Raw genomic sequence first — 11,807 nt, forward strand, 5'->3', positions numbered from 1 at the left:
CCGAACTCAGTAGTGAAACGACGCATCGCCGATGGTAGTGTGGGGTTTCCCCATGTGAGAGTAGGTCATCGTCAAGCTCTTATCCCAAACCCCCGATCGGAGAAATCCGGTCGGGGGTTTGCTTTTGGGCTCGATTTAGCAGAAGTACAGGAAAGTAGGCTGATGTGTGGGCGAATGAGCGTGCCTTCTAATCTACGGGCGCGAAGTCTAGTACGCTCATTCATGCCCAGCTGACGGCTGCATCCCCGACTCGTTTAGAATGAGCGCTTTACTCGGATATTCTCCCCATGTCGGAATCGGCTGCTACGCCAGAGCTTGATGAAATTCCGCTCGAGCAGCTGGTCGCCTGCCCCGAATGTGATTTGCTGATGCTCAAGCCGACGCTCAACCTCGGCGAGGTTGCCGACTGTCCGCGTTGCGGTTGTGAGTTGTTTCGTTTACGGCATCGCATCGTCGGGCCTGGCTTGGCATTGGTGCTGGCCGCGCTACTGCTGTACTTCCCTGCCAACTTTCTACCCATCATGCGCCTGAATCTGCTCGGCCGCGTAACTGACGATACGGTGTGGAGTGGAGTGTTGAGTCTGTACAACAGCGGCATGCAAGGTGTTGCTATGGTGGTGTTTCTCTGCAGCATGGCCGTGCCGCTACTTAAGTTGCTGTGCCAGCTCGCCGTGTTGCTTTGCATTGCGTTCGGTCGAGCAAAGCCCTTGGGCGTGCTGCTTTATCGGACGTATCACCATCTACGTGAATGGGGGATGCTGGAGGTATATCTGCTTGGCATTCTGGTTTCGATCATCAAGCTCAGAGACATGGCCGAGCTGAGTCTTGGTATCGGCTTGGCATGCTTTGCCGGCCTGCTGGTCGTTCAGGTGTGGTTGGAGTTGGTAATGTCGCCGCATCAGGTTTGGGAAGCCCTCTCGGAGCGTCGTGATGCGCGCTGCTGATGCCGGATTGATGGTTTGCCATGAGTGCCATCAGCTGAACCGAGCGAACGCAGTTCAGCGTCATCACCATTGCACCCGCTGCGGTGCTCGCGTGCATACGCGCCGGCCAAATAGCATCGTCCGAACCTGGGCGCTGCTGATTACCGCGGCACTGCTTTACCTGCCGGCCAATCTTCTGCCGATCATGACGGTACGCATGCTCGGTAGTGGTACGCCGGACACGATAATGTCCGGCGTTGTCACCCTGGCAAAGCACGGAATGTTCCCTATTGCCGCAGTGGTGTTTATCGCCAGTATTCTGGTTCCCACATTCAAGCTGGTTGGGATTGCGATGTTGCTGTTCTCAGTACAGCGGCATCACCCAATGTCGCCGCGCCAACGAATACTTGTTTTTCGATTCATCGAGTGGATTGGGCGATGGTCCATGCTCGACATATTTGTCATCGCCATTCTGGTGGCAATCGTCAATTTCGGCAGCCTTGCCAGCGTGGAAGCGGGCTTTGGCGCCGTTGCCTTCGCCAGCGTGGTGATACTGACCATGCTCGCCGCCATCACTTTCGACCCACGTCTTATCTGGGATAACACGGAATCCGGGGCCACGCATGACTGACCTGCCACAAGCCAATACTCGTCCCGCTTCCAGTTGGTCTGCCATCTGGATACTGCCGCTGATCGCACTGGCGATCGGCGCGTGGTTGGCTTGGGAAGCCTATAGCGAGCGGGGCATCCACATCGAGGTGGTCTTCGAAAGTGCCGAGGGTATCGAGATCGGCAAGACGTCGGTGCTCTACAAGGGCATGACGATTGGTGTCGTGAGAGATCTGCGGCTTGGCGATGATGAACGTCGACAGGTAGTAGTCGCCGAAATCGAAATGAACAAGGATGTCGATGGCTACCTGCGCAGCGGCACGCGCTTCTGGCTGGTCAAGCCCAGTGTGACCTTGGCTGGAATTACCGGCCTGGAGACCCTTGTGTCTGGCAACTACATCGGTATCAGCCCTGCCGAAGGGGAGGAAACCCGGCGTTTCGTTGCGCTGGCGGAAGAGCCGCCCATGTCCGACACCCGTATCGGCCTGCATCTTACGCTAAAGGCCGAGCGGCTCGGCTCGTTGAACCGTGGTAGCCCAGTGTTCTACCGGCAGATCCAGGTAGGCCAGGTGAAGAACTATGTGTTGGCCGAAGACGACAGCACGGTGGAAGTGCAACTGTATATCCAGCCGGAATACGCACATCTGGTGCGTAAGCACACCCGTTTCTGGAACGCCAGCGGCGTTACCGTGGATGCTGGGCTGACCGGGGTGAAATTTCGTACGGAATCGCTGGCCAGCATCGTGGCCGGGGGCATTGCCTTTGCCACGCCAGCTCACCGGCAAGACAGTCCGGCGACCGATCCGAGCATTCCGTTCAGGCTTTACGAGGATTTCGATGCGGCTCAGGCGGGTATAAAAACGCTCGTTGCGCTGCAGGACTTCGATGGGCTTCAGGCAGGCCGCACAACGGTGATCTACAAGGGCATGCAGGTCGGTTTGCTAAAGAAGCTGGATATCGATTCTGACCTCAGTGGCGCACAGGCCGAGCTTTCCATTGACCCGCTGTTCGAGGACTATCTGGTCGAGGACACACAGTTCTGGGTGGTCAAACCATCGGTTTCGGTTGCCGGGATCTCGGGACTCGAGGCCTTGGTGCGCGGCAACTACATTTCCGTGCGCCCTGGAGAGAAGGGCGCGCAGGCTAGGCGCAACTTTGTTGCACGCGCCAAGGCACCGCCACTGGATATACGTTCGCCGGGCCTTCACCTGGTGCTGACCGCGGACAATCTCGGCTCGCTGGATGTCGGTAGTCCTGTGCTCTACCGCCAGGTGAGGGTTGGCTCCGTGCAAAGCTACCAGTTCTCCCGCGACCAGCAGCGGGTTGTGGTTGGCGTGCACATCGAGCAGCCCTACGCCGATCTGGTAAACAGCTCGAGCCGGTTCTGGAATGCCAGTGGCATCTCCCTGTCCGGAGGGCTGTCCGGTATCGAGGTGCGTAGCGAGTCGCTGCAAAGCCTGCTGGCCGGTGGGATCGCATTCGAGACGCCGGATCCGCAAGCGGCGGCCACCAAAAAAGTGCCTCGGTTTGAACTGCACAAGGACAGGGACAGCGCGATACGGCGCGGTACGTCGGTAGAGATTCGTCTGGATCGCGGCGATGGCTTGGCGGCCGGAACGCCGATCCGCTACAAGGGCCTGGACGTCGGTGAGGTCGATAGCGTGACGCTGAGCGACGACCTCGGGCACGTCGTGCTGCGCGCCCGGATAACCGCTGCAGAGTCTCGTATTGCCCGCGCGGGCACCCAGTTCTGGGTGGTACGGCCCGAGCTTGGCATCATGCGCACGGCCAATCTGGACACCCTGGTCAGCGGTCCCTACCTCGAGGTTGCTCCCGGCAGGCCGGGTGCTGCAGCCCAATCGCGTTTCGTGGGGCAGGAGCGTGAGCCGCAGAAGGCGGGAGAAGGACTCACCTTGGTACTCAGCGCGGCGCGGCTGGGGTCAATCAAACCGGGTAATGCAGTCACTTACCGTGAGGTGAAAGTCGGCGAGGTGATCGGGTACGAGCTGGGCCAGACGGCAGACCGCGTGTTGATTCGCGTGCTTATCGAGCCACGCTACGCCGCGCTGGTGCACACCGGCAGCCGGTTCTGGGAAACCAGTGGCTTTGGTGTCGACTTCAGCCTGTTCAAGGGTGCCAGCCTACGTACCGATTCGCTGGAGTCGCTGATCGAGGGCGGCGTTGCCTTTGCTACGCCTGATGGCGAACGCATGGGACAGCGCGCCTTGCCAGGACAGACCTTTGCCTTGTTCAAGGAGCCGCAGGAGGAGTGGTTTGACTGGGCGCCGAAGATCGAGCTGGGGCGAGCTGCCAGTGGCAAGTGACGATCAATCCGGGACGGTATTGGTGGAATGAAGTCCACCCTACGGCGATAGCCGGATGTGTATGAAAAAGGGCCCCGCGGGGCCCTTTTTCGTTGCAGGGAGATCAGGCCGGTTCTTCGGTCCGTTGGGCTGAAACAGTGTGCTCGCTGGCGGTTGGTTCGCGGCGGCTGATGTATTTCCAGTCCGCCTCGTCGATGTAGATGCCGGTCGGCCCGCTGCCGCCCTCCAGGTCGATGGCGACGTGCGCGGAGACCTGCGGCTTCACCGACGCGAGGATCGGCACGAAGCCCAGCTGCAGGCTGGTTTCGATCAGCGCCTGCTGGTTGCGCTCGTCGATGTCTGCCGCCTCGTCGAGGTAGTAGGGCAGGCGGATGCGCCCGGCCTGATCGCGGTCCATCAGGTGCAGCAACAGGTACATGTTGGTCAGCGCCTTGATGGTCATCGTGGTGCCGTTCGACGCCGCACCGTCGATGTCGGTGTGGATCACTGGCTGGCCGCCGACCTTGGTGATTTCGAATGCCAGCTCGAACAGGTCCTTCAAGCCCAGCTGGTTGTTGTTCGCCGCCACCAGCCGCGCCAGATACTCCTTGGCTTCCTCGTTCTTCGCGTCCTGTTCGGACGACTGGGACAGATCGAACACCGACAGCGTCTCGCCTTCCTCGTACTGTCCGGCGCTGTGGATGATCTGGTCGATGTGCTTGAGCGCATCCTTGTTCGGCGCCAGCACGATGCGGAAGCTTGCCAGGTTGGAAACCTGGCGCTTGTTGATCTCGCGGTTGAACAGCGCCAGCTGGTGTTCCAAGCTCTCGTAGTCGCTGCGGATGTTGCGCAGCGTTCGGGCGATGTCGGTGACCGCGGCGCGACGTGCCTTGGCCAGGGTCAGTGCCTCGTCCTGACGATGCGCGTAGGCGTTGACCAGCAGCTGCAGGCGGCGCTCGGGATCTTCCTCGCTGTCGAACTTGGCTACGCCCTTAAGTCGCACTTGCGCATACAGCGCCTCGATCTGGCCGTCGACGCGCTGCAGCGCCTGCCAGCTGTCCTGGTAGTCGTTGAGTAGCGGCAGCAGATTGTCCAGCGAGTCGTCCACCGGGTCCATGAACGGCGTGCCGAACGGCAGATTGGCCGGTAGCAGCTGGCGACGACGCAGGGCGTCTTCCAGCGTGCGCTCCTTGGCTTCCAGATCGGCCAGCTGACGACCGACCAGCTGCAGCTTGGCGGACAGGTGCTGCACGCGCTCGGCGAAGGCGTCACTGGTGCGCTTGAGTTCCTCCTGGGCGGCTTCGGCCTGGGCCAGCTGCTCCAGCTTTGCCGGCTCCTCGGCGGCCAGGGTTTGGCTGCGGCGGAAGTCTTCCAGCGCTTTCTGCGCATCCAGCACGGCCTGGTACAGCGCCTCGGCCTGGGCCTTGCTCGCGGCGCGGTCGACGGCCACCGCGTGCTGGGTCTTGAGCTGCTTGAGTTCGCGCTCCAGGCGATCCTTCTGGTCGCGCAGGGCGGCACGGTCGGCCAGAGCCTGCAGGGCCGGTGGCTCGATATGCGAGAGGTCGATGGACAGGCCCGGCACCGAGAAGGTGTCGCCCTTGAAGCGATCAAGCACTGCTTCCACGGCCTTGACCCAGTCGTCGCTCTCGGCGGTGATGCCTTTCTCACCCAGGGGCAGGCTGAACAGCTGGCCATTGAACAGGCGCATCAGGCGGTCGACGTCGGCCTGGGAGAATTCCTCGCGCAGGCGCGAGTAGCTGTTGTTGTTGGCGTGGTCGAGCTGCTGCTTGACCGCCTTCAGGCGCTTTTCCAGGTCGCGCAGGCGTTCGTCGAGGTCCTCGCTGGAGAACTGGCGGGACTGCGCCAGCGCACCGGCCAGCTCGTCGTGTGCGTCCTTGGCGGCGAGCAGCTGCTGCTCCAGTACATGCGCGTCCTCGACCAGGGCAAAACGGTTCTTCAGCACCGCCAGCTCGCCGAGCCAGCGCTGGGCTTCGCTGATCTCGCGCTCCAGGCGCATCAGCTCGCCGGTGCTGCCGCGCTGCTCGTTCTGCAGGCCGTCCTGCTCGCCACGGTAGTGCTCGGCCTGGATCACCAGCTCTTCCTTGCGCGCATCGGCGTAGTCGTGCCAAGTGCCGAGCAGATTGTCGAGCAGCGGCGAGAGGCGATGCAGCTTGCCGCGCAGCAGCTCGCGCTGGGCGACGCCGGCGGCCAGCGCTTCGACCAGTGGGCCGGCGGCCACCAGTGCCTGGTAGTCCTGCTCCATGCGGCGCACGTCGCGGAAGGCTTCTTCGGTGGCGGCGATGTAGTCGACGCTGCCCGAACGCAGGCTGTGCTCAAAGGCATCGAGGAACAGCTGCTTGAGCTTGGCCGCGGTGATCTCGCGCATGTGCAGCAGGTTGATGAACAGCGCACGGAAGGTCTTCAGGCTCTGCTCGCTGGTCGAGCGCAGCGGGATCAGCGTCATGTCCAGCGGAATCGAGGTGTGCCCGCCGACCAGCAGTCGGCGCAGCTCGTCCGGCTTGGCCTCGTAGGCCTTGATGCCGGCGCGTTCGAGGTTGGCGAACAGCTCGCGCTGGCGCAGGCAGGTGCCGTTCTGCTGGTAATGGTCGAGATCCAGCGAACCCTGGTAGACGAAGAACTGGTGGCCGAAGCCGCCGCCTGGGCCGCGACCGGCCACGCCGATCACATGCGGGCCGTGGGGCAGCATGACTTCGACGAGGATGTAGCTGGTGTCCGAGGCGAAGTAGAACTTGCGTGACTGCTCCAGGCTGTACTTGCCGAAGCTCATGTCCGACATGCGCGCCAGGATCGGGAACTGCAGCGCGTTGATCGAAGCGGACTTGCCGAGGTTGTTGGCGCCGTAGACCGACAACGGGTTTTCCAACGGGAAGATGCCGAGGCTGTAGCCGGCGGTGTTCAGCAGGGCGAAGCGGCGAATGCCGTAGCGTTCCTGGCTCATGCTTCAAGCTCCTTTTCTGCCGCGATGGCGCGGGCGAGGGCGGCTTCTTCGGACTCTTCGACGAGAGCTTCGTCCGGCTCTTCGATAAGAATGATGTCGTCCTCGCTGTCGTCTTCAGCGATCAGCTCCGGCGCTGGCAACGGCAGATCGCTGCTGTGCAGGCTGGCGGCCAGGTCGCGGTCCTGCTGTACCGACAGGCAGACGTCGAGAAAGCGGTGCATCGGTGGCAGGAAACGGTAGACGCCGTTGCTGTCCTCGGCGAAGCCCAGTTGCGTCAGGCGGCGAATGATCTTTTCTTCCAGCTCGTCCTGGGTGGTGACTTCGGCCTGCTGAAAGAGGTCGCGGTACTTGTCCAGAAGCGCGGGTAGTTCGTCGCGACCGAGGCTGCCACCGTCGAGCACGGCCAGCGGGTCGCGGCCCTGATCGGCGAGGTGTTCGACGAGGATGAAGGTGAACAGCGCCAGGCGCTGGGCGGTCTTGTTCACCTGCGCGCCCATCTGCTCGGGGACGAAGTAGTAGAAACCGCGCGGATCGCAGACCAGCTCGAAGCCGAGCGCCTTGAACAAGGCGCGGTACTGGTCCTGCAGGTTCGATAGTTGCGCGTAGGGCTCTGGCTCGCTGCGCGACAGGTGATAGCCCTTGAACAGCTCGCGGAAGATCGGCGCCAGCTGGGTCATTTCCTTGAGGTCGATGTTCATTCAGGTTGCTCGCTGGATCGTTGGGTAGAAATCAACAAGGTGATTTCCACAGCGTGATGTGATGGGCTTTGGCCTGTGTTGGTGCCTGCCCCTCACCCCAACCCTCTCCCCATAGGGGAGAGGGGGCTGTTGGTGCGGGGAGCGGAAAGCGACGTCAACCTGAGCCTTGCGATGGGCAGGCTGCGGGGCCTGGCTGCAATGCCGGATGTGAGCGCAGTATGGAAGACCGCCCCATGGAAAGCGGCGAAGCCTTTTCCACCTTTTCGATTCGGTGTGGCTGGAGGTGGACAAGCTGCGCGTTGTCCACCCTACGTAGGAATCAGCCATTGGCATTGGCCACCAGCGCAAAGGAACTGAGGCTGACGCGGTGCTCGCGGGTCAGATATTCGCGGCGCTCTAGCCGGTCGCGCTGGAAGCGGCTGTCGCGGGACAAGCGCGAAAACCAGTAGAGCAGCTCGTCGGTGGCGCCCTCGGGTTCCTGCTCCAGCAGCCAGGCCATCAGGTCCGGTAACGGCAGTGCCTGCTGGCAGCGCTCGATCATCTCCCGAGCGGTGCGGGGCGCGCGGTGCTGCTCGTTTTTGCGCTTGCCACTGGCCCTGGGAAATTGCGCCGGTTTCGGTTCGAATCGGGCCAGCGCGTAGACGTAAGCCTCTACCTGGCTGGCCGTGCCGAGGAAGGTGGTCTGTGGGCGGGTAAACAGCGGCAGCGAGGCCTGCGGTACGGCATCGAGGCCCTTCTTGCGGATCGCCGACAGCGCCAGCGCCGCGCCGCGGGTCACGGCGTTGTGCCGGCGGGCTTCTTCGCGCAGTGGCAGCAGCAATTCGCGCGCCTTGCGCAGGGTCAGCTGGGCAGTGGTCTGCATTTCCAGGATGCGCGCGTGGGTACGCACGAGCAGGTCGTCGTCCACCAGTTGGCCCAGGCGCTGCTGTTCGCCGAGCAACTTCATCAATACCTGCTCGACCCGGTGCACGCCCTGCTCGAAGGCGCCGTCGGCGGAGACCAGTTGAATCATCGGCTCGACGTATTCGTCCCAGGTCGCCAGCACTTCGGCATAGCGCTGACGCAGTGGAATCTGCCGGTCGCTGGTCTTGGCCCGGTCGGCCACGGCGACCAGCGCCTGCTCGTCGTTATCGAGCTTCTTCAGTACATCGCGCACGCGCATATCGAGCAGGCGCAGCTGGCGGGCCAGGTCGTTGCCGTCGCGAATTTCGAATGCATCGAGGATATGCCCGGCCAGACGCTCCAGATGGCGCAGGTAGGCTTCGATCTCCAGGCATAGGCCGAGACGGTGCTCGCGGCGCAGGTAGGCGAGGAAGTCGTGGATCTGCGCGTTCAGCTCGAAGCGGTTGGGGCTCTTGGCCACCGGCACCAGGATATCCAGGCGGATCCACTGGTCGAGCAGGGCGGTAATGTCGGTGGGCGTGCCTTCGGGCAATTGCGCGGCGAGCTGATGACGAAGTTCGATCAGGCTCAGCGTGCCCGCATCGAAACGCTCGCACAGTGGCTCGAGCAACGTCCAGTGTTCGGCGAGGGCACGCAATACGCGCTTGGGTTCGATCATCGAGGCGCCAGTCCAGCCAGTAAAAAAGCGCGAATTGTACTGCATTGACGCCCAAGTGAAGGCTCGCCGGATAATCGGAAGCGCCTGAATGGCAGGTCAGGCAATCGGCAGCGCAATTCACCTGAACGTCATTGCGCGTGGGTTAGCCTGTCTAGCATCGGCTATTGCGGCGGTATCGATACTGCCGAATGTCCTGAATGATGACGAAGTGTTGAAAATCTATTCCGATATGCGTCGGTAATCGGCACAATTCGCGGCTTTTGCAAACGGGGAGCTGCCGGCTCCTGTCCGGCGAAAACCCTTGGGGGCACGTACACATGATCAATACGCCGTATTACCTCATCGACAAGCAGAAGCTGCTGGGCAATCTGGAAAAGATCGCCTATGTGCGCGAACAGTCTGGCGCCAAGGCCCTGCTGGCACTCAAGTGCTTCGCCACCTGGTCGGTATTCGACCTGATGCAGCAGTACATGGACGGCACCACATCGTCGTCGCTCTATGAACTCAAGCTGGGTCGGCAGAAGTTCGCCGGCGAGACCCATGCCTACAGCGTGGCCTGGGCCGACGACGAAATCGAAGAGATGGTCGCCAACTGCGACAAGATCATCTTCAACTCCGTCGGCCAGCTCGAGCGCTTCGAGGCTGGCACCGAGGGGATTATCCGCGGTCTGCGCGTCAATCCGCAGGTCAGCAGCTCCGACTACCTGCTGGCCGATCCGGCGCGCCCGTTCAGCCGCCTGGGCGAACACGATCCGGCGAAGATCGAGGCGGTGATCGGCAAGATCAGCGGCTTCATGTTTCACAACAACTGTGAGAACTCCAGCCTTGAGCTGTTCGACGAGATGCTGAATGCCATCGAGGAGCGCTTCGGGCATCTGCTGGAAAAGGTCGAGTGGGTCAGCCTCGGCGGCGGTATCCATTTCACCGGCGAAGGCTATCCGCTCGATGCCTTCTGCGCGCGGCTAAAAGCCTTCTCGGAGAAATTCGGCGTGCAGGTCTACCTGGAGCCGGGTGAAGCGGCGATCACCATGAGTGCGTCGCTGGAAGTGACGGTGCTCGACACCCTGTACAACGGCAAGAATCTCGCGGTGGTCGACAGCTCCATCGAGGCACACATGCTCGACCTGCTGATCTACCGCCTCAACGCCAAGATGGCGCCCAACGACGGCGAGCACAGCTACATGGTGTGCGGAAAGAGCTGTCTGGCCGGCGACATCTTCGGTGAGTACCAATTCGATCGTCCGCTGGCCATCGGCGATCGTCTGTCGTTCATCGACGCGGCGGGTTACACCATGGTCAAGAAAAACTGGTTCAACGGCCTGAAAATGCCGTCCATCGTGGTAAAGCAGCTCGACGGCAGCGTCGAGGTGGTTCGTGAGTTCGACTTTAACGATTACCTGTCCAGCCTCTCCTGAGGCCGCAGTACAAGGGGGTGAAACAATTGAAGAAAAACGTTCTTATCATTGGTGCAGGAGGTGTCGCCAAGGTGGTGGCCCATAAGTGCGCGCAGCACAACGACGAACTCGGTCGTATTGCTATCGCGTCGCGCAACATCTCCAAATGCCAGGCCATCATCGACAGCGTGCAAGCCAAGGGCGGGCTCAAGCAGCCTGGCGAGATCAAGGCCTATGCGCTGGACGCCATGGACGTGGAAGCGACCAAGGCACTGATTCGGGAAACCGAATCGCAGATCGTCATCAACGTCGGTTCTGCTTTCCTCAACATGTCCGTGCTGCGTGCCTGCATCGACACCGGCGCCGCGTATCTCGATACCGCGATCCACGAAGAGCCGGGCAAGATTTGTGAAACGCCGCCGTGGTATGGCAACTACGAGTGGAAGCACCTGACCGAGTGTCAGGAGAAGGGCGTCACCGCCATCCTCGGCGTTGGTTTCGACCCAGGTGTGGTCAACGCCTACGCTGCTCTGGCGCAACAGGAATACTTCGACAAGATCGAGTCGATCGACATTCTCGACGTCAATGCCGGTTCGCACGGCAAGTATTTCGCCACCAATTTCGACCCGGAAATCAATTTTCGCGAATTCACCGGTCAGGTTTACAGCTGGCAAAACAGCCGGTGGACGACCAACCGCATGTTCGAGGTCAAACGCACTGACGACCTGCCGGTCGTGGGCGAACAGAGCCTCTACCTGACTGGCCACGACGAGGTGCACTCGCTGTCCAAGCACCTCGATGTACCGAACATCCGCTTCTGGATGAGCTTTGGCGAGCACTACATCAACGTCTTTAGCGTGCTGAACAGCCTTGGCCTGCTCTCCGAGCAGCCGGTGCGCACTGCCGAAGGCCTGGAAGTGGTGCCGCTCAAGGTGGTCAAGGCCGTGCTGCCTGATCCCGCCTCGTTGGCGCCGGGTTACACCGGCAAGACCTGCATCGGCGATCTGGTCAAAGGCACGAAGGATGGGCAGCCGCGCGAGCTGTTCATCTACAACGTCGCCGACCATGAAGAGGCCTACGCCGAGACCGACAGCCAGGGCATTTCCTACACTGCCGGCGTACCGCCGGTTGCCGCCGCGCTGCTGGTAGCGCGTGGCGAGTGGGATGCGCAGCGCATGGTCAACGTCGAAGAGCTGCCGGCCCAGCCGTTCCTCAAGCTGCTCGATGCGATGGGGCTGCCGACTCGGATCAAGGATGAGCGCGGCGACCGGGCCTGGGATCAGGCTTGATCGGCTGCGCGTCGGCCCTGCTGCGTTAAAAACAGGCTCGGACGGTGGCTTGCCACCGAACGGCCTTTAGG

The 11,807-nt window shown here is 61.7% G+C and carries 8 protein-coding genes and 1 rRNA gene; 6 read left to right on the top strand and 3 right to left on the bottom strand.

Annotated features, from left to right (window positions below):
• From rrf to CXK91_RS21750, 4 genes are all read left to right on the top strand, one after another.
• Positions 1-77 (top strand): 5S ribosomal RNA (rrf, locus tag CXK91_RS23080); the annotation flags it as partial.
• A 210-nt stretch (positions 78-287) separates the two neighbouring features.
• Entirely contained in the window at positions 288-944 is a 657-nt protein-coding gene (locus CXK91_RS21740; protein ID WP_103458081.1) for a paraquat-inducible protein A, read from the top strand.
• The gene (locus tag CXK91_RS21745; protein ID WP_103458082.1) at positions 931-1,554 is read left to right on the top strand and encodes a paraquat-inducible protein A; all 624 of its coding nucleotides are present in this window, start codon (positions 931-933) and stop codon (positions 1,552-1,554) included. Before CXK91_RS21740 ends, CXK91_RS21745 begins: the two co-directional genes overlap by 14 nt.
• A complete protein-coding gene (locus CXK91_RS21750) occupies positions 1,547-3,856 on the top strand; it encodes a PqiB family protein (protein WP_103458083.1) in 2,310 nt (769 codons plus the stop codon). Before CXK91_RS21745 ends, CXK91_RS21750 begins: the two co-directional genes overlap by 8 nt.
• Positions 3,857-3,959: 103 nt before the next feature.
• On the opposite strand, the gene mksF is transcribed toward CXK91_RS21750, so the two are convergent.
• From mksF to mksB, 3 genes are all read right to left on the bottom strand, one after another.
• Complete coding sequence (gene mksF / locus CXK91_RS21755; RefSeq protein WP_103458084.1) at positions 3,960-6,794, bottom strand: Mks condensin complex protein MksF; 2,835 nt, start codon at positions 6,792-6,794, stop codon at positions 3,960-3,962.
• Positions 6,791-7,492: an Mks condensin complex protein MksE gene (mksE, locus tag CXK91_RS21760; RefSeq protein ID WP_103458085.1), complete on the bottom strand. Its 702-nt coding sequence runs from the start codon at positions 7,490-7,492 to the stop codon at positions 6,791-6,793. Before mksE ends, mksF begins: the two co-directional genes overlap by 4 nt.
• Positions 7,493-7,811: 319 nt before the next feature.
• Entirely contained in the window at positions 7,812-9,098 is a 1,287-nt protein-coding gene (mksB, locus tag CXK91_RS21765; RefSeq protein ID WP_103458086.1) for an Mks condensin complex protein MksB, read from the bottom strand.
• Between the two features lie 272 nt (positions 9,099-9,370).
• On the opposite strand from mksB, the gene CXK91_RS21770 reads away from it, so the two are divergent.
• Positions 9,371-10,468, top strand: coding sequence for a carboxynorspermidine decarboxylase (locus CXK91_RS21770; RefSeq protein ID WP_103458087.1), 1,098 nt, complete (start codon positions 9,371-9,373; stop codon positions 10,466-10,468).
• A gap of 26 nt (positions 10,469-10,494) precedes the next feature.
• On the top strand, positions 10,495-11,736 hold the full coding sequence (locus CXK91_RS21775) for a saccharopine dehydrogenase family protein (protein ID WP_103458148.1): 1,242 nt from the start codon (positions 10,495-10,497) through the stop codon (positions 11,734-11,736).
• Positions 11,737-11,807: the final 71 nt, after the last annotated feature.

This window comes from Stutzerimonas stutzeri (genome assembly GCF_002909485.1).
Classification (GTDB): Bacteria; Pseudomonadota; Gammaproteobacteria; order Pseudomonadales; family Pseudomonadaceae; genus Stutzerimonas; species Stutzerimonas stutzeri_AH.